Source organism: Streptomyces sp. SID3343 (assembly GCF_009865215.1).
Classification (GTDB): Bacteria; Actinomycetota; Actinomycetes; order Streptomycetales; family Streptomycetaceae; genus Embleya.
Genome location: NZ_WWJX01000218.1, coordinates 1 through 20,011, shown reverse-complemented (window position 1 = coordinate 20,011; position 20,011 = coordinate 1). Strand labels below are relative to the sequence as shown.

At 70.4% G+C, this 20,011-nt stretch carries 18 protein-coding genes; 11 read left to right on the top strand and 7 right to left on the bottom strand.

The features are described from left to right. Window positions 1–3,027 (top strand): bifunctional [glutamine synthetase] adenylyltransferase/[glutamine synthetase]-adenylyl-L-tyrosine phosphorylase, encoded by a 3,027-nt coding sequence (locus tag GT354_RS07840; protein WP_161355526.1) that lies wholly within the window; start codon window positions 1–3, stop codon window positions 3,025–3,027. Here GT354_RS07840 and GT354_RS07835 read toward each other — a convergent pair. Together GT354_RS07835 and GT354_RS07830 are read right to left on the bottom strand one after the other, a co-directional pair. Further along, window positions 2,991–3,851, bottom strand: a complete 861-nt coding sequence (locus GT354_RS07835; protein WP_237534486.1) for a phosphatase PAP2 family protein — start codon at window positions 3,849–3,851, stop codon at window positions 2,991–2,993. The two genes, GT354_RS07840 and GT354_RS07835, sit on opposite strands and share 37 nt — an antisense overlap. Before the next feature lie 424 nt (window positions 3,852–4,275). After that, window positions 4,276–5,703 carry an MFS transporter gene (locus GT354_RS07830; protein WP_161355524.1) on the bottom strand — a complete coding sequence of 476 codons (1,428 nt, stop codon included), beginning with the start codon at window positions 5,701–5,703 and terminating at the stop codon, window positions 4,276–4,278. A gap of 151 nt (window positions 5,704–5,854) precedes the next feature. On the opposite strand from GT354_RS07830, the gene GT354_RS07825 reads away from it, so the two are divergent. The 7 genes from GT354_RS07825 to GT354_RS07795 all read left to right on the top strand — a co-directional run bounded on the left by GT354_RS07825 (window position 5,855) and on the right by GT354_RS07795 (window position 10,906). Continuing rightward, on the top strand, window positions 5,855–6,175 hold the full coding sequence (locus GT354_RS07825) for a heavy metal-associated domain-containing protein (protein ID WP_161355523.1): 321 nt from the start codon (window positions 5,855–5,857) through the stop codon (window positions 6,173–6,175). Window positions 6,176–6,567: 392 nt separating this feature from the next. After that, window positions 6,568–7,509 carry an ectoine/hydroxyectoine ABC transporter substrate-binding protein EhuB gene (gene ehuB / locus GT354_RS07820; RefSeq protein ID WP_202511619.1) on the top strand — a complete coding sequence of 314 codons (942 nt, stop codon included), beginning with the start codon at window positions 6,568–6,570 and terminating at the stop codon, window positions 7,507–7,509. Window positions 7,510–7,549: 40 nt separating this feature from the next. Then, complete coding sequence (ehuC, locus tag GT354_RS07815; protein ID WP_161355522.1) at window positions 7,550–8,248, top strand: ectoine/hydroxyectoine ABC transporter permease subunit EhuC; 699 nt, start codon at window positions 7,550–7,552, stop codon at window positions 8,246–8,248. Further along, on the top strand, window positions 8,245–8,904 hold the full coding sequence (gene ehuD / locus GT354_RS07810) for an ectoine/hydroxyectoine ABC transporter permease subunit EhuD (RefSeq protein WP_161355521.1): 660 nt from the start codon (window positions 8,245–8,247) through the stop codon (window positions 8,902–8,904). Before ehuC ends, ehuD begins: the two co-directional genes overlap by 4 nt. Before the next feature lie 76 nt (window positions 8,905–8,980). After that, window positions 8,981–9,805 carry an ectoine/hydroxyectoine ABC transporter ATP-binding protein EhuA gene (gene ehuA / locus GT354_RS07805; protein WP_161355520.1) on the top strand — a complete coding sequence of 275 codons (825 nt, stop codon included), beginning with the start codon at window positions 8,981–8,983 and terminating at the stop codon, window positions 9,803–9,805. A 200-nt stretch (window positions 9,806–10,005) separates the two neighbouring features. Next, window positions 10,006–10,665, top strand: coding sequence for a histone deacetylase (locus GT354_RS07800; RefSeq protein WP_346011914.1), 660 nt, complete (start codon window positions 10,006–10,008; stop codon window positions 10,663–10,665). A 37-nt stretch (window positions 10,666–10,702) separates the two neighbouring features. Beyond that, window positions 10,703–10,906: a hypothetical protein gene (locus tag GT354_RS07795; RefSeq protein ID WP_237534484.1), complete on the top strand. Its 204-nt coding sequence runs from the start codon at window positions 10,703–10,705 to the stop codon at window positions 10,904–10,906. Window positions 10,907–11,057: 151 nt separating this feature from the next. On the opposite strand, the gene GT354_RS07790 is transcribed toward GT354_RS07795, so the two are convergent. The 3 genes from GT354_RS07790 to GT354_RS07780 form a co-directional block, all read right to left on the bottom strand. Next, window positions 11,058–12,119, bottom strand: a complete 1,062-nt coding sequence (locus tag GT354_RS07790; RefSeq protein ID WP_161355519.1) for an endonuclease/exonuclease/phosphatase family protein — start codon at window positions 12,117–12,119, stop codon at window positions 11,058–11,060. A gap of 111 nt (window positions 12,120–12,230) precedes the next feature. Next, entirely contained in the window at window positions 12,231–12,890 is a 660-nt protein-coding gene (locus tag GT354_RS07785; RefSeq protein WP_161355518.1) for a TetR/AcrR family transcriptional regulator, read from the bottom strand. A gap of 4 nt (window positions 12,891–12,894) precedes the next feature. Then, window positions 12,895–14,502 carry an MFS transporter gene (locus tag GT354_RS07780; protein WP_161355517.1) on the bottom strand — a complete coding sequence of 536 codons (1,608 nt, stop codon included), beginning with the start codon at window positions 14,500–14,502 and terminating at the stop codon, window positions 12,895–12,897. A gap of 232 nt (window positions 14,503–14,734) precedes the next feature. Here GT354_RS07780 and panB point away from each other — a divergent pair, with 232 nt between their 5' ends. Together panB and GT354_RS07770 are read left to right on the top strand one after the other, a co-directional pair. Next, window positions 14,735–15,616 (top strand): 3-methyl-2-oxobutanoate hydroxymethyltransferase, encoded by an 882-nt coding sequence (gene panB / locus GT354_RS07775; RefSeq protein ID WP_161355516.1) that lies wholly within the window; start codon window positions 14,735–14,737, stop codon window positions 15,614–15,616. A gap of 76 nt (window positions 15,617–15,692) precedes the next feature. Then, entirely contained in the window at window positions 15,693–16,490 is a 798-nt protein-coding gene (locus GT354_RS07770; protein ID WP_346011912.1) for a site-2 protease family protein, read from the top strand. Here the strand turns inward: GT354_RS07770 and GT354_RS07765 are convergent. Together GT354_RS07765 and GT354_RS07760 are read right to left on the bottom strand one after the other, a co-directional pair. Beyond that, window positions 16,463–17,638, bottom strand: a complete 1,176-nt coding sequence (locus GT354_RS07765) for an AI-2E family transporter (protein WP_161355515.1) — start codon at window positions 17,636–17,638, stop codon at window positions 16,463–16,465. The genes GT354_RS07770 and GT354_RS07765 overlap by 28 nt on opposite strands. A 167-nt stretch (window positions 17,639–17,805) precedes the next feature. Beyond that, window positions 17,806–18,003, bottom strand: a complete 198-nt coding sequence (locus GT354_RS07760; protein WP_161355514.1) for a DUF3046 domain-containing protein — start codon at window positions 18,001–18,003, stop codon at window positions 17,806–17,808. 93 nt (window positions 18,004–18,096) lie between these two features. Between GT354_RS07760 and GT354_RS07755 the strand changes: the two genes are divergently transcribed. Next, window positions 18,097–20,011, top strand: a 1,915-nt coding sequence (locus GT354_RS07755) for a DEAD/DEAH box helicase (RefSeq protein WP_161355513.1), incomplete at its 3' end; no start/stop codon positions are given.

Sequence of the window (20,011 nt, the reverse complement as noted above, 5' to 3'; positions counted from 1 at the left end):
GTGACCTCTGTGGATCAGCCCCGTGAGCCGGCGACCACCGACGGACGCCTCGTACGACTCGGTTTCACCGACGTCGCGAGCGCCGCCCGCAACCTGCGTGACCCGGCCCTGCTCGGCGCGGGCAACGACTCGTTGTTCCTCGACGCGCTCGCCGCCACCGCCGACCCCGACCTCGCGCTGCTCGGCCTGGTCCGGCTCGCCGAGGCCGCCGCCGACCGCTCCGTCCTGCTGTCCACGCTCGCGTCCGCCAAGCCCTTCCGCGATCGGATACTGGGCGTCCTGGGCGTGAGCGCGGCCCTCGGCGACCACCTCGCGCGCCACCCCGACGACTGGCGCTCGCTGGTCACCTACGACGTGCAGGACGCCCGCCCGACCCCGGCCTACTTCCACGCCGTGCTCACCACCGCGACCGCCGGGCTGCGCGACGACCCCGCGCTCGACGGACTGCGGGTGGGGTATCGACGATGCCTGCTCTCCATCGCCGCCCGCGACGTGTGCGGCTCCGCCGACGAGCCGACCGTGGCCGCCGAACTGGCCGACCTCGCCGGCGCGACCCTGGAGGCCGCGCTCGACCTGGTTCGCCGCGAGCACCCGTACGAGGCCGAGCGCTGCCGGCTCGCGGTGATCGCGATGGGCAAGTGCGGCGGCCGCGAACTCAACTACATCAGCGACGTCGACGTCGTCTTCGTCGCCGAGGCCCCGCCCGGGATCGCCGAGGCCGACGCGGTCGCCGCCGCGAACCGGCTCGCCGGCGCGCTCATGCGCGCCTGCTCCGCCACCACCGTGGAGGGCTCGATCTGGGAGGTCGACGCCAACCTGCGTCCGGAGGGCCGCAACGGGCCGCTGACCCGCTCGCTCGCGAGCCACCTCGCCTACTACGAGCGCTGGGCCAAGACCTGGGAGTTCCAAGCGCTGCTCAAGGCCCGCCCGGTAGCCGGCGACGTCGCCCTCGGCCGCAAGTACATCGAGAGCATCACCCCGCTCGTGTGGACCGCGGCCCGTCGGGAGAACTTCGTCGCCGACGTCCAGGCGATGCGCCGCCGCGTCGTCGACAGCATCCCCGCGCGCGAACTCGACCGCGAGGTCAAGCTCGGTCCCGGCGGCCTGCGCGACATCGAGTTCGCCGTACAGCTCCTGCAACTGGTGCACGGCAAGTCCGACCCGGCGCTGCGCAGCGGCTCGACGCTGGCCGCGCTCGCCGCGCTGTCGGCGGCCGGCTACGTGGGACGCGACGACGCGGCAGCGCTCGACGCCGCGTACCGCTTCCTGCGCACCCTGGAACACCGCATCCAGCTCTATCGACTGCGCCGCACCCACCTGATGCCCACCGACACCGGCGAGCTGCGCCGAATCGCTCGCTCGATGGGCATGCGCACCAACCCGGTGGGCGAGTTGGAGAAGGCGTGGAAGCGGCAGACCGTCGAGGTGCGCCGGCTGCACGAGAAGCTGTTCTATCGGCCGCTGCTGGACGCGGTGGCGCGGCTGAAGGTCGGCGAGCAGCGACTGACCACCGAGGCGGCCAAGACCCGGTTCGAGGCGCTGGGCTACGCGGATCCCGCGGCGGCCCTGCGCCACCTGGAGGCGCTCGCGTCCGGGGTGAGCCGGCGGGCCTCGATCCAGCGCACGCTGCTGCCGGTGATGCTGAGCTGGTTCGCCGACTCGGCCGACCCGGACGCCGGCCTGCTGGCGTTTCGTCAGGTCTCCGACGCGTTGGGCAACACGCACTGGTATCTGCGCCTGCTGCGCGACTCGGGAGCGGGCTCCTCCGGGGCGGCGGCCGAGTACATGGCCCGGGTGCTCGCGTCCGGACGGCTCGCGCCCGATCTGCTGCTGCGCGCACCCGAGGCGGTGGCGATGCTCGGCGACGCGGACGGGCTGCGGCCGCGCTCTCGGGCCGTCCTGGAGAACGAGATCCGGGCCGCGGTGGGTCGCGCGCCGGGCCCGGAAAGCGCCGTGCAGGCGGCGCGCAGCGTGCGCCGGCGCGAGCTGTTTCGGATCGTGGCGGCCGACGTGCTCGGCAACCTCGACGTGGACGCCACCGGCAAGGCGCTCACCGACGTCAACGCCGCGACGCTCACCGGCGCGCTCCGGGCCGCGATCGACGCGCGCGAGCGCTCGCACGGCCCGTTGCCGACCAGGATCGCGATCATCGCGATGGGCCGGTTCGGTGGCTACGAGCAGGGCTACGGCAGCGACGCCGACGTGATGTTCGTACACGAGCCGATCGAGGGCGCCGACGAGGGCGACGCGGCCAAGGCAGCGGGATCGGTGGCCAACGAGATCCGCCGACTGTTGCAGATCCCCTCGACCGACCCGCCGCTGCTGATCGACGCCGACCTGCGTCCGGAGGGCCGGCAGGGTCCGCTCGTGCGCACCCTCGCCTCCTATCGCGCGTACTACGGGCGCTGGTCCAAGCTGTGGGAGAGCCAGGCCCTGCTGCGCGCCGACTTCACCTCGGGAGACGCCGACCTGGGTCGACGTTTTCTGGAGATGGTCGCGCCGCTGCGCTATCCGCCGGGTGGGATCGACGACACGCAGGTGCGCGAGATCCGCCGGATGAAGGCCAGGATCGAATCGGAGCGGCTGCCGCGCGGCGCCGACCCGACCACGCACACCAAACTCGGCCGGGGCGGCCTCGCCGACGTGGAGTGGGTCGTCCAACTGCTCCAGTTGCAACACGCGCACGAGGTGCCGTCGTTGCAGGTGACCGGTACCAGGCAGGGACTCGTCGCGGCGCGCGACGCGGGGCTGCTCGACGAGCACGACGCGGACGTGCTCGACGACGCGTGGGTGGAGGCCACCCGGGTGCGCAACGCGGTGATGATCGTGCGCGGCAAGTCCTCCGACAGCTTTCCCACGGACGTGCGCGAACTGGGCGGGGTGGCCCGGATGCTCGGACACCGGCCGGAGAGCGGCGGGGGGACCGGCAGCCTGATCGAGGAGTATCGGCGCGTGACGCGGCACGCGCGGGCCGTGGTGGACCGGGTGTTCTACGGCGAGGACGAGACGTCGACCGGTTCGCGCTGAGGCGGCGTGGCCTCGGTGCGCGGTGGCGGGGGACCGGTCGCCGCGGCGCGTGGGTCGTCGGGTGGGTAACGCGGGAAGCGGTAGGCCGATCGCGCGTTGAGCAGGCGCTGTAGGCCCAGCGCCGCCGCGAGGGTGATCCACCCGCCGACCGCGTCGAGCACGAAGTGGTTGCCGGTCGCCACGATCACGAACAGGGTCGTGAGCGGGTACAGCACGCCGAGCACCTTGACCCACAGCGGCCGCGCGAACATCACGATCGCCAGCGCGCACCACGTCGACCAGCCGATGTGCATCGACGGCATCGCGGCGTACTGGTTGGAGACGTTCTTCATGTCTCCCGATGCCATCGATCCCCACGTGTGATGCACCAACACGGTGTCGATGTAGCCCGCGCCCGGAAGCAGCCGGGGCGGTGCGAGCGCGAAGAAGAAGTAGCCGAACAGGGCCAGCCCGGTGGTCAGGAACAGCACCGTGCGCACGGCCCGATACCGCCCGGGGTGTCGGTGGTAGAGCCACACCAGCACACCGATCGTCACCACGAAGTGCAACGTCGCGTAGTAGTAGTTCATCGAGACGATCAACCACGACACGCCGTTCACGGCGTGGTTGACGCTGTGCTCGATGTCGATGTGCAGCGATTTTTCGAGATCGAGCAGGTCCCACGCGCGGTCGACCGCGGTCGACTGGCGCTCGGGGACGGCGTTGCGAACGAGTGAGTACACCCAGTAACCGAGTGCGATCAACGCGAGTTCGACCACGAATCGCGGTCTGCGCGGCGTGCTCAGATAGACACGCAAACGGTTCTTTCCAGGGGATCGTTGCATGGCTTTCCGCCCGGCTTCGTCGGTCACCTCGCGCCCCGACGGCGGCATGGTCTGTCGGCTCGGATTGCCCCCCATGAGGTCAAGTCTGCCAGAGCCCATCCTCCCTTCGATCACCCTGTGGGGCCATCGCGGACGTGTCGTCTCCCCCTCGCGGAGGACGTATCGGGCGTTCTGGGGACGGGTCGACGCCGCGTTTCGGGCGGGTACCGGGGATCGAGGCGGGCCGTCCCGAAGACGTGCGATTTCTCTCCTCCCACGGCGAGAGCCGCCCTCGGTTTCCCGGACGGGCGGCTCTCGCCGGGCACGAATGGCCCGGTGTTCCTCTTCTCGCGATTGCTCTCCGGTGCTTCGATCGGTTGTTTTCCCGCAGTGCGCCCGGTCGTTTTCCCGGGGTGCGCCGGTGTCGTCGGTCGGGGGCGGGACGTCAGGAGGCCGGGACGGACTCGGGGGCGGCCTCCGGGGTCTTGCGCAGGGTGACGAGGGCAAGCAGGGCGCCCGCGGCGGCGACGCCTGCGGCGCCGAGGAACGCGGCCGAGAAGCCGTCGGTCAGCGCGCTCGGGTCGCCGAGCTCGCGCGAGCCGTGCGCGGCGGCGAGCGCGGTCATCGCGGCCAGGCCCAGGGCCGAGCCGATCTGGTAGCTCGTGTTGACGATGCCGGAAGCCAAACCGCCTTCCTCGGGCCGGGCGCTGGAGATGGCGGTCCCGAGCGAGGGGATGAACGCGAGTGCCATGCCGATCGCGGCGAGCAGCGAGGCGGGCAGGACGTCGACCCAGTAGTTGCCGTCGGGGCGGGCGAAGGACAGCCAGACCATCCCGGCCGCGAGCGCGGCGAGTCCGGCGACGATGAGCGGGTTGGGGCCGAAGCGGGCGATCAGGCGCGGGGCGAGCAGGATCATCATGATCATGATCGCGACGGTCATCGGCAGCAGCGCCGAACCGGACGCGAACGCACCCAGGCCCAGGACCTGCTGTAGGTAGAGGTTGAGGAAGAACCACATCGGGATCCACGCGGCCGCCATCAGGAGCTGCGCGAGGTTGGCCCCGGCGAGGTTGGGGGTGCGCAGGATGCGCAGGGGCATCAGCGGCTCGGACTTCCTGGCCTGGACGGCCAGGAACACGGCGATCAGGGCGACGCCGGCGGCGAGGACGAGCAGGGTCTCGGCGGAGGCCCAGCCGGTTTCGGGGGCCCGGACGACGGCGTAGACGGTGGCGGCGAGTCCGCCGGTGGCCAGGATCGCGCCCAGGACGTCCACCGAGCCGCGGCGAGCGGCGGCGTCGGGCATCAGCGCCGGGGTGACGACGAGCGCGAGGATCGCGACCGGGATGTTGACGTAGAACACCCACGGCCAGCTCGCGTACTCGGTGATCACCCCGCCCAGGAACACGCCTGCGGTGCCGCCGGCCGGGGCCGCCGCGCCGTACAGCGCGAACGCCTTGGTCAACTCCTTGGGGTTGTTGCCGAACAGCATCATCAGCAGGGTCAGTGCCGACGGCGCGATCAGCGCCGCGCCGACGCCCTGCACGGCGCGTCCGGCGAGTTCGACCCACACCTCGTCGGCGAGCCCGGCGGCGAGCGATCCGGCGCCCAGGACGGCCCAGCCGACGCTGAACAGGCGCTTGGCGCCGAACAGGTCGGACAGACGTCCGCCGAGCAGGAGCAGGCCGCCGAAGGCGACCACGTAGGCGTTGAACACCCAGGACAGGTTCTCCTGCGAGAAGCCCAGATCGGTACGCATCTCGGGCAGGGCCACGCCGATGATCGACGTATCCATGATCACCATGAACTGGGCGAGCGCGATGAGCGCGAGCGCCGCCCATCGGCGCGGGTTGGGGGGTGCCTGGGTCTGGGACATCGTGATCACTCCATTGATACGGGTGGGGGGTACCGAGCGATCAGGAACATACCCCAGGGGGGTACGCATCGCCAAGGGTTGGCCATAAATACCCAAGGGGGGTATGTTGAGCGCGGTTCGCAGCACTTGTCGATGCCTGAGGAGGCACTCCATGAGCACGTCCACGCCCGCGTCCCCGCCCGCACCCACGCCCTCGACCGCGCCCTCGACCGCGCCCGTGGGCGCGTCCACGTCCGTGTACGCCGTTGCCGGCATGACCTGTGGCAGCTGCGTCTCGTCCGTCACGGCGCGAGTCGGCGCGCTTGCCGGGGTCGAGGAGGTCTCCGTCGACCTCGCGACCGGTGCGGTCACGCTCACCACCACACGCGCGGTGTCGGCGGACGAGGTCGGCGCGGCCGTCGCGGCGGCGGGCTACGAGGTCGTGTCGACCCCGCCGGCGGCCGGGTCGAGTTGCTGCGGCACATGCGGCTGATCCGTCGGACGAAAGGGCCCCGTCCGATCCCGATGTCGGGCGGGGCCCTTTCGGCGGTGCGCGGCCGGGCGCGTCCCGGCAGGTCCGGGTGGGTCTACGCGCGGCGCTGCGGCGCGACCGGAAGGGTTACGTCCGGATAACGAACCGGAGCTCGGACCGCCCTCTCGGGCGGGGAGTACACGCCCGACTTCCCCCTGACTTTCGCGGCAAATCAGACACTCTTCTTCATCCTTCCTTGATGAATCCGTTCGGTTGCAACGGCCGCATCACAAAAGCGCGATTCGGGTTTCGCACGATCTTTGCGACCTTCCGCGAAGCCCCCTATGTTCGCTGCTTCGCTTCGCCACGGACGGCGAAGCGGTGCGAAAAACCGGTGGAGGAGCTGAAGCGGTTTGCTGGAGGGCCATACGAGACGCCGAGTCGAGCGCGGTATATCCAGGCGCGGTCTGTTGCGAGGCGCGGGCGGTCTCGGCCTCGGCCTCGCCGTCGTCGGGGCCGCGAGTACCGCGTGCAGTCGCGTCGACCTGGGCGACGAACCGGACGGCGGGTCGCTGCTGGGGCGGCTGCGCGATCGCGGCGAGGTGCGGATCGGCTTCGCCAACGAAGCGCCGTACAGCTTCCTGGACAAGGACGCCAAGCTCACCGGCGAGGCCTCCGAAGTCGCCCGGACCGTCTTCGAGCGACTGGGCGTGAAGCGGATCCAACCCGTCCCCTCCGACTTCGGAGCGCTGATACCGGGCCTGCGGGCCGGACTGTTCGACATCGTCGGCGCCGGCATGTCGATCACCCCCAAACGCTGCGAACAGGTGCTCTTCACCGACCCCGAGTTCGACGCGGCCGAAGCGTTCCTGGTCCCGCGCGGAAACCCCAAGGGTCTCAAGACCATGGACGACGTGGTGCGCGATCAGAGCGTGCGCCTGGGAGTGCTGCTCGGCGCGGTCGAACTGGACGTCGCGACCAAGAGTGGTGTGCCCGACTCGCGGATCACCAAGTTCGCCGACCAACCCAGCGCCTTCGACGGCGCCAAGGTCGGCCGGGTCGACGCCGTCGCGCTCACCTCGATCTCGCTGCGCTGGGCGGTCAAGCAGCAGCCCGACGCCGGTCTGGAGGTCACCGAGCCGTATCGGCCCGTCGTCGACGGCGTGCAGGTCACCGCCGCCGCAGGCGGATTCGCCGTCACCCAGGATCAGACCGATTTCGTCGCCGCCTTCGACCGGGAGCTGCACAAGCTCCGCGACAGCGGTGAACTCCTGGCGCTGCAAAGGCCGTTCGGCTTCACCGAGACCGACGTACCGGCTCCGGACCTGACCGCGGCGAAGGTGTGCCAAGCGTGACGACCACGCGCACTACCCGACACCGTCAGGAGGTTTCCGCATGACGTCCGGACAGATCGGCCTGTTGCTCGACGGGGCCCTCAACACCATCTACCTCACCCTCGGCGGCGCCGCCGTCGGATTGCTCCTCGCGCTGGCCGCCGGGCTCGCCCGAAGCAGCGACAGCCGACTTCTGCGGGTGCTCGGCGGTTGCTACGTCGAGGTCTTCCGCGGCCTGCCGACTCTGGTGCTCGCGTTCTGGTTCGTGTTCGTGCTGCCCGCCATCGGCTGGCAGCTGGAACCGCTGTGGGCGGGCATGCTCGCGCTCGGCCTCAACATCGGCGCGTACGCCGCCGAGGTCGTGCGCGGCGCGATCAAGGCGGTACCGCCGGCCCAACTCGAAGCCGCGACCGCGCTCAACTTCACCCGCGCCCAACGAATCCGACGAGTGGTCCTGCCCCAGGCATACGTCGCGATGCTGCCCCCGCTGGGCAACAACCTGATCGAACTGCTCAAGATGTCCGCCGTGGTCTCGATCGTGTCGATTCCCGACCTGACCTTCAACGGCCAACTGATCCGGATGTCGTCGGGCGAGACGACCCTCGTGTTCACGGGCCTGCTGTTCGGCTACGGGCTGATCGCGCTCGTGCTGACGTCACTGATGCACGCCCTGGAGCGGCACGCCGCGCGCTCCCTCGGCCGTACCCCCGCGCCCGGCCCGCTGCGGCGCATCCTGCGACGAGCGGAGGCCGCCGCATGAGCTGGGACTGGCAATACGCGTGGGACATCGTCCCCGATCTGTGGGACGGCATGCTGGTCGCGCTCCAGGCGACCCTGTACGGCTACGTCCTGGCGCTGGTTTTGGGATTGGGGCTCGCGCTGCTGCGCCGCAGTCCCAGCCGTTGGGTATCGCTGCCGGTCGCGCTGATCTCCGAGCTGATCCGCTCGACGCCGCTGCTCGTGCAGTTGTTCTTCATGTTCTACGTGCTGCCGACGATCGGGATCACCTGGGAGCCGCTCACGGTGGGCGCGCTCACCCTGGGGATCCACTACGCCACGTACACGTCCGAGGTGTACCGCTCGGGCATCGAGGGCGTTCCGGTGGGGCAATGGGAGGCGGCGACCGCGCTGAACCTGCCGCGCCGGCGGGTGTGGACGTCGGTGATCCTGCCGCAGGCGGTGCCGCGAGTCGTGCCCGCGCTCGGCAACTACCTGATCTCGATGTTCAAGGACACCCCGCAACTGATCGCCATCACCGTGGTCGAGGTGTTCTCCACCGCGCGCGAACTCAACACGGAGACCTTCCGCACGCTTGAGCCGTTCACCGTCGCCGGCGTGTTCTACCTCGTCATCGCCCTGGTGATGTCCGGACTGCTCCGCCTGGTCGAGCGCCGTTTCGGGCGGGTGCGCGGCTAGACGGTTGCACTACCGGACACAGCCGCGCGAACCGCGCACGACCCTTCGACCGACGAGGACCCAGGAGGAAGCCACGATGACCGCGACCACGGCCGCGCCGCGCCCAGGCGGCACCGACGACGCGCCGACCACCGACTTCATCACCTTCGACAAGGTGGGCAAACGATTCGGCGACAACGTCGTGCTCGACGACCTGTGCTTCGGGGTCGCCCCCGGCGAGCGGGTCACGCTGATCGGGCCCAGCGGCTCGGGCAAGACCACCATCCTGCGGATGCTGATGACCCTGACCCGGCCGGACAGCGGCGTGATCGAGATCGGCGGCCGGCCGCTGTTCCACGAGCGGCGCGACGACGAACTGGTACCGGCCTCGGACAAGCACATCCGGGACATGCGCAGCCGGATCACGATGGTCTTCCAGCAGTTCAACCTCTTCCCCAACATGCGCGTGCTGCGCAACGTCACCGAGGCACCGATCCACGTGCACGGCGTCGCCAAGGACGAGGCCGAGGAGCGCGCCCGCGCGCTGCTCGAACTGGTGGGCCTGCGCGACAAGCTCGACGCCTACCCGGCCCAGCTCTCCGGCGGCCAGCAGCAACGCGTCGCGATCGCCCGCGCGTTGGCCGTCGAGCCGGACATCCTGCTGCTCGACGAGGTCACGTCGGCGCTCGACCCGGAGATCGCGGCCGAGGTGCTGGACGTGCTGCGCGAGGTCGCCCGCACGACGGACGTCACGATGCTGTGCGTCACCCACGCGATGCGCTTCGCGCGCGACGTCTCCAACCGGGTACTGATGTTCTCCGACGGTGGCATCGTCGAATCGGGCTCCCCGGAACAGCTCTTCGGCGACCCGCAACACGACCGCACCCGCCGCTTCCTCAGGTCGGTCCTCGACGAGGCGTGATTCGCGAGGTGCTCCCGGGCGACGCGCTCTCGGGCGACGTGTTCTCGGGCACGAGGCGCGGTGGGCGGCCGGCGAACCGGCGGGTCGGCGGGTCGGCGGGTCGGGGGGCCGGGGGGCCGAGGCCGGGCGGGCCCCCGGCGGCGTCGAGTCTCGGCCGGCGCGTGGCGAGGACGATCGGGGCCACGACTCGAAGCCCAGGCGTGACACGAGATCCCGACGGGCAACGACTCCCGGTGGACTACGTCTGGTACGCCGCCTACGGCTCCAACATGCACGGTGAGCGGTTCGACCACTACCTGCGCGGCGGCCGCCCGGAACACGGCGCCCGCACCTACCCGGGCTGCCGAGACCGCACCCCGCCCCGCCGGACGGCCCCGGTCCGCCTGCCGGGCCGTATGTACTTCGCCCTGGAATCCCTCGTCTGGACCGGCGGCCTCGCCCTGTACGACCCCCTGGACCCAGGCGAAACCCTGGCCCGCGCCTACCTGTTGACCACGGACCAGTTCACCGACGTGGCCGCCCAAGAGATGCACCGCCCCCCGGGCGCCGCCGTGAGCCTCACCGCGGCCATCGAACACGGCACCGCAACCCTCGGCCCGGGCCGCTACGAAACCCTGATCAGCCCGGGCCGCCTCGACGGCCACCCACTCCTCACCTTCACCGCCCCCTGGCGCAGCGAGACCACCGTATGGACCGCCCCCTCGGCCCCCTACCTACGCCACCTCGCCCAAGGCCTGATCGAAACCCACGCCCACACCCCAACCCAAGCCGCCACCTACCTGGCCACCCGCCCAGGCGCAGCCGGCACCTGGACCACCAACGCCATCGAGTCCCTACTCCCCACCACACGCACCACGTGACCTACCCATGGCGCACACGCTCCGGGGGACGCCGCGCATGCTGGAGAACGAGTCGGACTTGAGCTTGATGCGCGAAGTGATGATCGTGACTCCGGACACCTGGAACGAGGTGTCGGAGGATGCTCACCACATGGTCTTCGGCTATCTGATCAAGCGGATCAGGCCGGTTGGCCCGTTCGGGCTTCCGGATGCCGAACGTTTCAGCATCACCTGGCGCATCCCCGAGGCGCCTGCGGCGTAGTCGACGCGCTACCTGTCTGAGGGCTCAACGCGTGGGCGGCCGGCGACAGCGCCGATACAAAAGAAGAAAAGCCGTCGAAGAGAAAACCGGGGCCCGAACCGAAGGGGACCCGACCGGTGAGTGTCCGGTCGGGTCCCCTTCGCTGATTCGTTCAGCGCATCCGCAGGTCCGCCTGGATGGGCAGGTGGTCGCTCGACGTGCTGCCGAGGACCTTGGCGTCCGCCGCGGTCATCCCGCGCGTCATGATGTGGTCGATCGGAGCCATCGGGAACGACTCCGGCCAGGTGAAGCCCATGCCGGTGCCGGCCGCGTCCTGCGTGTCCCGCAGGAAGCGGGTGACCGGCCGCAGTGCCCGGTCGTCGGTGGTCCCGTTGAGGTCACCGACCAGGACGACGCGCGGATCGGTCTCGACCGCGAGGGCCTGCGACAGCCGGTCGATCGTGCGGTTGCGGTCCCCCGCGGAGAATCCGTCGGGCCCGAAACGCACCGACGCCAGGTGCGCGACGTACAGGGTGAACGTGCCCAGGGGGAACTCCACGCTGGTGCGCAGCGCCCGGGTGAAGCCCATCCCGACGTCGACCGGTTCGGCCTTGCCGAGCTTGAAGAGGGCCTTGCTCCACACCGCGACGGTGCCCTCGTGCTGCACGTTGGGATACAGCGTCTTGAACACGGCGTCGTACAGCTTCCACGCGCCCTCGGGCAGTTCCTCGAGCGCGATGATGTCGGCGTTCGACTTCAGCAGCGTGCGCGCGGTCCCCGCCGGGTCCGGGTTGCCCGCGTTGACGTTGTGGCTGACCACGCGCACGTCGTGCGGGCCGCCTCCGCCGCGGTCCGACAGGAAGAAGCCGCCGAACATGGTGACCCACACCAGGATCGGCAGCAGGGTCGCGGCGACGGCCGTCCAGGAGCGGCGGATTCCCGCGCAGATCAACAGCAGCGGGATCGTCAGCCCCGCCCACGGCAGGAACGTCTCGACGAAGCTGCCCCAGTTCCCCGGCGAATTGGGCACGAGCCGGTGGAACGCCAGCGGCAGGGTCGCGAGCACCGCGAACACCGCGATCACTCGTCCGCGCCGCCACGGTGGGGTGCGCCAGACGCGGATCGCACCGTCACGCAGGGATTGCCACGTCGGGCGTGACCCTCGCCGCGAACGACGACCGTGGCCGGCCGGCTGCGGCTCGGCTCCGGTGTCCGTCGTGGTGGGCCACGTCATGCTGCCTCCTGGTTTCCGGGGACGGGTCCCGTTCGTGCGCGACAACGTACGAACAAAACCCGCCTACGTCGAAACGGACGCCGGAAAGCGGGCGATAGGTTCCCTGTGCGCTCAGGAGCGGGCGCGAATCCCACCGAGCAGCGCGTCCGCGATCTGCCCCGGCAACTCCGGTTTCAGACTCGCGTCCTGCCGTACGAGCTTGCGCACCAGTATGGGCCCGGACACCAGATCCATGAGGACGTCCATCGGAAGATCCGAGCGCAGTTCGCCCGAATCGACGGCGCGTTGCAACAGGTCGCGCAACAGGGTGCGGCGCTTGTGGACGACGACCTCGTGATAGCGCCGATGCAGTTCCGGATGCTGCCGCATCTCGCCGGCCACCATGCCCATCAAGCCGTCGCCGCGCTTGTCTATGGCCTGGAGGCGAAGCGTTTCGAGCACCGTCACCAGGTCGTCGCGCAGCGAGACGCCCGCGAGCGTGGGCAGCGGCACCTCGGCGTACTCGACGGCGGCGACCACGAGCGCTTCCTTGCCGGGCCACCTGCGATAGATGGTGGCCTTGCCGACGCCCGCCTCGTGGGCCACCGCCTCGACGGAGATCGCGGCGATGCTGCGGTGCTCGTCGAGCAGCCGCAGCGTCGCCGTCAGAATCGCCCGCTCGGCCTCCTCGCTGCGCGGCCGACCGCGACGCGGCTTGTCCGGGTCCGCGAGCGGCGCCGGCGGTCGGTCGGCCGGCGTGCCGGTCGCGGATTCGGGGGTAGCAGGCTGCATGTCGTCAGACCTTCGCGGAGCGCTTTTCCTCTGCGGGCTTCGGTGAGTGTCCCGCTTCGGGAGCAGTCTGCCCGCCCGCCCGGCGCGGCATCCACATGAAGACCACGACCGCGCCGATCAGAGCGACCACCGCGGAGCCGATCGACGCGGCGTGCATCGCGTCGATGAATCCGTCCTTCGCCGGGTCCACCAGCCCCAGACCCTGCTCGCCGAGGCGGTGCGACAAGGACAGGGTCGCCTCGACCGAGTCGCCCGCGGGGCCCTTGGGCACGTTCGGCGGCAGCTTGTCGAGGTCGTCCGAGATCTTGTCGCGGTAGACCGAGGAGAGCACCGAGCCCAGGATCGCGACGCCGAGCGCGCCGCCGACCTGGCGCACCGTGTTGCTGACGGCGGAACCGGCTCCCGCCTTCTCCCGCGGGAGCGAGGCCATGATCGCGTTCGTCGCCGGCGGCATCACGTGCGCCATGCCCGCGCCCTGGAAGAAGAACACCACGCACAGGATCCAGATCGGCGACGTGCGGTCCATCGCCAAAAAGACCAGGAAGCTCAGGCCCACCACGACCATGCCGGTGGTGGTGACGGCGCGGACCCCGAAGCGCTTGACCATCACCGAGCTGCGCGCCGAGAACATCAGCTGCGCCACCGCGAGCGGGAGCAGCAACAGGCCGGTCTGCAGGGGCGAGTAGCCGCGCACGCTCTGCAGGTAGAAGGCCATGAAGAAGGTCACGCCCATGAGCGCGAAGAACACCAGGCCGATCGCACCGGCCGCGGCGGAGAAGGTGCGGTCCCGGAAGAAGCTCACGTCCAGGGCCGGGTGGTCGCTGCGCTGCTCGAACCACACGAAGAACACCAGGATCGCCAAGCCGACCGCGATCGTGCCCAGCACCTCGGGGCTGCTCCAACCGGCGTCGCCGCCGCGGATGATGCCGTACACGAGGGAGACCAGGCCCGCGATGGACAGCGCCACGCCGATCGGGTCGAGCCTGCCGGGGTTGGGGTCGCGCGAGTCCGGGACGAGCACCAGCATCGCCACGATGCCCACGACGACGATCGGCACGTTGATCAGGAAGACCGAGCCCCACCAGAAGTGGTCGAGCAGCACGCCGCCGGTGATCGGGCCGATCGCGATCGCGAGGCCGACCGCGCCGGACCAGATGCCGATCGCCTTGGGGCGCTCGTGTGGTTCGAACACGTTGCTGATGATCGACAGCGTCGCCGGCATCACGAACGCGCCGCCGAAGCCCATGACCGCACGCGCGGCGATGAGCTGTTCGGGGCTTTGCGAGTAGGCGGACAGCAGGGAGGCGATCCCGAAGATCACCATGCCGAACACGAGGGTGCGCTTGCGACCGAACCGGTCGCCCAGGATGCCTGCGGTGAACAGCAGCCCGGCGAAGACGAGGGTGTACGAGTTGATGGCCCACTGGAGCTGGCTCTGGGTGGCGCCCAGCCCCTTGTCGGGGTCGGCGATCGTCTTGATCGCGACGTTGAGGATGGAGTTGTCGAGGACGACGACCAGCAGGCTGATCACCATGACGCCGAGGATGGCCCAGCGTCGGCGATGTATGTGCTCGTCGACCGTGCGCGCGGGAGTGGCGTTGGCTGAAGACACGCGTGAGGCTCGATTCAGGCGACTCATATGACTTTCGTAACGCGTTCAGGCTAACGGATTTTACGAAACGATACCGTCTCGTATTGTAAAGCCTCGGCAAACGTCGCCCGCCACGATCAAGGCCGGGCCCCAGGAATCCGACTCCGGCCGGCTCTGTTGTCCTGTTACGACGCATGCCACCATGGCGTTGTCCGGGGACGCCGTCCGTGCGCCTCGAGATGGGGAGAACACCATGTCCACCAGCAAGTCCACTCCGTCGATAGCCACCCCCGCCGAGGGTCCGGGACTGACCCTGTACGGCGGCAACGGGACGGGGCGCCGGGTCACCGTGCGCGACCTGGCCCGGGCGAAGAAGGCCGGCGAGAGCTGGCCGATGCTCACCGCCTACGACGCGATGATCGCCTCCGTGTTCGACGAAGCGGGCATCCCCGTGTTGCTCGTCGGCGACTCGGCGGGCAACAACCACCTGGGCTACGACAGCACCGTCCCGGTCACCATGGACCAACTCGTGATGCTCACGAGCGCGGTCGTGCGCGGCACGCAACGCGCGCTGATCGTGTCCGACATGCCGTTCGGGTCCTACCAGGAGTCCCCCGAGCAGGCCCTGCGCAACGCCGCGCGCTTCCTCAAGGAGGCCGGCGCCGGCGCGGTCAAGTTGGAGGGCGGCAAACGCTCGGCGGCACAGGTCGAGACTCTGGTCGCGGCCGGCATCCCGGTGATGGCCCACCTCGGGCTCACCCCGCAGTCGGTACACGCCTTCGGCGGCTACCGCGTACAGGGGCGCGACGACGAGAGCGCCGAGCAGTTGATCACCGACGCCAAGACGATGCAGAGCGCGGGCGCCTTCGCGGTGGTCCTGGAGTGCGTACCCGAGGAACTGGCCGCGCGCGTGACCGAGTTGCTCGACATCCCCACGATCGGGATCGGCGCCGGCGCGCGATGTGACGCGCAGGTGCTCGTGTGGACCGACATGGCCGGCATGACCACCGGCCACACGCCCAAGTTCGTCAAGCAGTACGTCGACCTGCGCGCCGCACTGGGCAACGCGGCCAAGGAGTTCGCGGCCGACGTGGTCGGCGGTGCCTACCCGGCGCCGGAGCACGCGTTCCACTGAGTGTGACGCGAGGGCCGTACGATCGCGGGGGTTCGCGCTTTCGTACGGCCCTTTCGCGCACACCGGGAGCAGTTTCGTGACTTACCGAGAGCACGGCTACGGACGCCCTCGCGGTGCCCGCGACGCAGTGCGGCACGTCCGGCCGAGCCCGGTGTTCCTGGCCCTCGTCGTGGTGTGCGCGGTCTCCGGGTGGATCGCGTGGCACGGCGACGAGTCGGCCCGCACGCCCGTGTTCCTGATGGTGATCTCCGGTTGGCTGGTGTCGCTGTGCCTGCACGAGTTCGCGCACGCGTTCGCGGCGCTGGCCTCCGGTGACGACAGCGTCGTCGGCAAGGGCTATCTGACCCTGGATCCGCTCAAGTACAGCGACCCGCTGCTGTCGTTCGTGCTGCCGACGATTTTCGTGCTCCTGGGCGGGATCCCGCTCAGCGGCGGCGCGGTCTACCTCGATCGCGCGGCGATCCGCGGCCGGGTCCGCAACAGCCTCGTGTCGGCGGTGGGACCGCTGACCAACGCGGCCACAGCGCTCGTACTCGCGCTGATCCTGGCCTCCGGCGCGGTGGACGGCGCGAACACCCCGTTTCTGGCCGCGTTCTCCTTCCTGATTCAACTCCAGGTGATCGCGGCGGTGCTCAACCTGCTGCCGGTGCCCGGCCTGGACGGCTACGGCGTCGCGGAGCCGTGGCTGCCGTTCGGCTTCCGCAAGGCGGTCGCCCCCTACGCGCCCTACGCGATCCTGTTCCTGTTCGCGCTGTTGTGGTCGCCCAAGGTCAACCACCTCTTCTACGACGTGATCGACGAGATCACCGGCGCGCTCGACGTGTCGCCGTATCTCGCGAGCCTGGGCTACACGCTCTTCCGCTTCTGGACGTGACGACGCCACATCCGCGTGAGGGGGCCGGGTGAGCGCGGGGGCCGACTCTCGTCGGGCGTGAGCGGGTGCTGCGGGACCGCGTAGCGGTGGATGTAGGTACTCAGGAAGGCCTGCGCGGTCGCCGCGACCGGGATCGCGATCAGCGCCCCGGCCGCGCCGAGCAACGCGGCCCCGGCGATCACCGCGCCGAACGCGACCGCGGGGTGGATCTCGACCGTCTTCGCGGTGATCCTCGGGTGCAGCAGGTAGTTCTCGAACTGCTGGTACGCGGTCGCGAACACGACCACCCACACGGCGGCCCACGGGCTCACGGTGAGCGCGATCAACGCGGGCAACACGATCGCGATGTAGGTGCCCACCGTGGGCACGAACTGCGAGATCAGGCCCACCCACAGGGCGAGCGCGATCGCGTACGGCACGTCCAACACCAGGAACGCCGCGTAGTGCGCGATCGCCGAGATCAGCGCGAGGGCGGCCCGCGAATAGAGGTAACCGCCGGTCTTGGCGATCGCGATCTCCCACCCGCGCAGCACCTCGGCCTGGCGCTCGGGAGGCAACAGCGAACACACCGCGCGGCGCATCCGGGGTCCCTCGGCGGTGAAGTAGAACGTGAACAGCGCGATCGTGAAGAGTTGGAACAGGCCACCCAGGATCGCCGCGGAGAAGCCGAGCGCGTTGTCGGCGATCTTTTGCGCGTAGCCCTGCACGGTGCCGGAGTCCTTGAACACGTCGCCCTGGATCTTCTCGACCGTCAGTTCGGTGCCGAACGTGTCGTTGATCCACCCGACCAGACGGTCCAGGTAGTCGGGCAGGTTGTGCGCGAGCGCGACGATCTGGTCGACGAGCAGCGAGCCGACCACCGCGAGGAAGCCGGCGCACGCGAGGAAGGTGACCAGGAAGGCGATACCGGTCGCCGCGCCGCGCCGCATGCCGCGTTTGGCGAGCCGGTCCACGGCCGGCTCGAAGGCGAGCGCGAGGAAGAACGCGAGCAGCAGGTCGATCAGCAGCGTGCGCAGTTGCCCGAGCGTCCATTGCAGGAGCCAAAAGCCCGCGATCATCGCCAGGATCATGAACACCGCGCGCGGCAACCACGGCGGCATCCGGTCGCGAGAACTGATCCGTGCGGCGGCGGTGTCGGGTGTGGTCACAGGGAAAAGACTAGAGCGTCATGATTTGACCCATTCGCCCATCCCCGCTCGGCCGGGGTCGGCCGCCGGCCGCTTGGCGCAAGCTGGGCTCGTGGCCGGCGGGGCGGAGTTCGGCCTCTCGGCCGTCGGACCCAAGCCCGGCCTGGGCCGTTCGGCCGAGGTAGGGGCTATGGCCGCTTCGCCGGGGCCAGGTCCATCGCGGCGCACACCCCGCGCCAGACGTCCTTGGCCTCGATCCCGGCCGCCAGTGCCTCGTGCACCGTGCGGCCGCCCAGCTCGGTCATCACGTGGTCGCGGGCGAAGGACTCGGCGTACGAGTCGCCGAAGTGGGCGCGCATGCGTCGCCAGAAGTCGGTGAGTCCCATGCGGACCAGTATCCCCGTTCGAGCAAGGTGCCCCGCCGTGCCGGCGCGGCGGTTCGACACGAATGTCGGATCGACCCGGCAGCATGGGGGGTTATGCCGCACGACGACTCGACCTCGGCCCTCGCCGCGTTCTCTCCCGCCACCCGTGACTGGTTCACCGGCGCGTTCCACGCGCCCACCGCGGCCCAGGCGGGGGCCTGGCGGGCCATCGCCGAGGGCCGAGACGCCCTGGTGGTGGCGCCGACCGGATCGGGCAAGACGCTCGCGGCGTTCCTGTCCGCGCTGGATCGGCTCGCCGCCGAGCCTGTCCCGGCCGACCCGCGCCGCCGGTGTCGCGTGCTCTACATCTCACCGCTCAAGGCCCTCGCCGTGGACGTCGAGCGCAACCTGCGCAGCCCGCTCACCGGCATCCGGCAGGCGTCGGTGCGGATGGGCCTGCCCGAGCCCGAGGTCACCGTCGGCGTGCGCTCGGGCGACACCCCGCCGGCGGAGCGGCGCCGCTTCGCGACCAAGCCGCCCGACATCTTGATCACCACGCCCGAATCGTTGTTCCTGATCCTCACGTCGCAGGCCCGCGAGGCGCTGCGCGGCGTGGACACGGTGATCGTCGACGAGGTGCACGCGGTCGCGGGCACCAAGCGCGGCGCGCACCTGGCGCTGAGCCTGGAGCGCCTGGACGAGCTGCTGGACAAGCCCGCGCGGCGGATCGGCCTGTCGGCGACCGTGCGCCCGGTCGACGAGGTGGCCCGCTGGATGCGCTCGACGGGCGAGGTGAGCGTGGTGCAGCCGCCCGCGAGCAAGACCTTCGAGTTGTCCGTCGTGGTGCCCGTCGAGGACATGGGCGAGCTGGGCGGCGGCACCGGCGAGTTCGACGAGGCCGGCAACGAGCGCAAGAAGTCGGTGTGGCCGCACGTCGAGGAGCGGATCGTCGACCTGATCCAGGCCCACCGGTCCACGATCGTGTTCGCCAACTCGCGGCGCCTGGCCGAGCGGCTGTGCGGTCGGCTCAACGAGATCGCCTACGAGCGCGCCGGCGGCGAGCCGCTGCCCGAGGACGCGTCGCCGGCCGAGCTGATGGCACAGGCCGGCAGCGCCAAGGGCGCGCCGGCGGTGCTCGCGCGGGCCCACCACGGGTCGGTGTCCAAGGAGCAGCGTTCCCAGGTCGAGGAGGACCTCAAGGCCGGCCGGCTGCCGGCGGTGGTGGCCACCTCCAGCCTGGAGCTGGGCATCGACATGGGCGCGGTGGACCTCGTGATCCAGGTCGAGTCGCCGCCGTCGGTGGCCTCGGGGCTGCAGCGGGTGGGCCGGGCCGGGCACCAGGTGGGCGCGATCTCGCGCGGCGTGGTGTTCCCCAAGTTCCGCGGCGACCTCGTGCAGACCGCGGTGGTGACCGAGCGGATGCGCACCGGCGAGATCGAGGCGGTGCGTTCGCCACGCAATCCGCTGGACGTGCTCGCCCAGCAGATCGTCTCGATCGTGTCGATCGAGGACCGCGACGTGGAGGAGTTGCTCACCCTGGTGCGCCGGGCCGCGCCGTTCACCGCGCTGCCCAGGTCGGCCTACGAGGCCACGTTGGACATGCTCGCCGGTCGCTATCCCTCCGACGCGTTCGCCGAGTTGCGGCCGCGGCTGGTGTGGGACCGGGTGGGCGGCGTGCTGTCGGCCCGCCCGGGCGCGCAACGCCTCGCCGTGACCTCGGGAGGCACGATCCCCGACCGCGGCCTGTTCGGTGTGTTCCTGGTCTCCGGCGAGGCGAAGTCGCGCGTCGGCGAGTTGGACGAGGAGATGGTCTACGAGTCGCGTGCGGGCGACGTGTTCACCCTGGGCACGTCCTCGTGGCGGATCGAGGACATCACCCACGACAAGGTGCTCGTCTCGCCCGCGCCCGGGGTGCCGGGCAAGCTGCCGTTCTGGCACGGCGACGCACTCGGTCGTCCGGTCGAACTCGGCCGCGCGCTGGGCGCGTTCGTGCGCGAGGTGGCGGCGCTGCCGGCCGACGCGGCGCGGG

Coding starts and splice junctions, on each gene's coding strand:
- GT354_RS07785 (WP_161355518.1), bottom strand. CDS start 12,890: ATGCAGCCTGCTACCCCCGAATCCGCGACCGGCACGCCGGCCGACCGA.
- GT354_RS07830 (WP_161355524.1), bottom strand. CDS start 5,703: ATGTCCCAGACCCAGGCACCCCCCAACCCGCGCCGATGGGCGGCGCTC.
- GT354_RS07760 (WP_161355514.1), bottom strand. CDS start 18,003: ATGGGACTCACCGACTTCTGGCGACGCATGCGCGCCCACTTCGGCGAC.
- GT354_RS07790 (WP_161355519.1), bottom strand. CDS start 12,119: ATGACGTGGCCCACCACGACGGACACCGGAGCCGAGCCGCAGCCGGCC.
- panB (WP_161355516.1), top strand. CDS start 14,735: ATGTCCACCAGCAAGTCCACTCCGTCGATAGCCACCCCCGCCGAGGGT.
- GT354_RS07825 (WP_161355523.1), top strand. CDS start 5,855: ATGAGCACGTCCACGCCCGCGTCCCCGCCCGCACCCACGCCCTCGACC.
- ehuC (WP_161355522.1), top strand. CDS start 7,550: ATGACGTCCGGACAGATCGGCCTGTTGCTCGACGGGGCCCTCAACACC.
- ehuD (WP_161355521.1), top strand. CDS start 8,245: ATGAGCTGGGACTGGCAATACGCGTGGGACATCGTCCCCGATCTGTGG.
- GT354_RS07835 (WP_237534486.1), bottom strand. CDS start 3,851: ATGCAACGATCCCCTGGAAAGAACCGTTTGCGTGTCTATCTGAGCACG.
- GT354_RS07795 (WP_237534484.1), top strand. CDS start 10,703: ATGCTGGAGAACGAGTCGGACTTGAGCTTGATGCGCGAAGTGATGATC.
- ehuA (WP_161355520.1), top strand. CDS start 8,981: ATGACCGCGACCACGGCCGCGCCGCGCCCAGGCGGCACCGACGACGCG.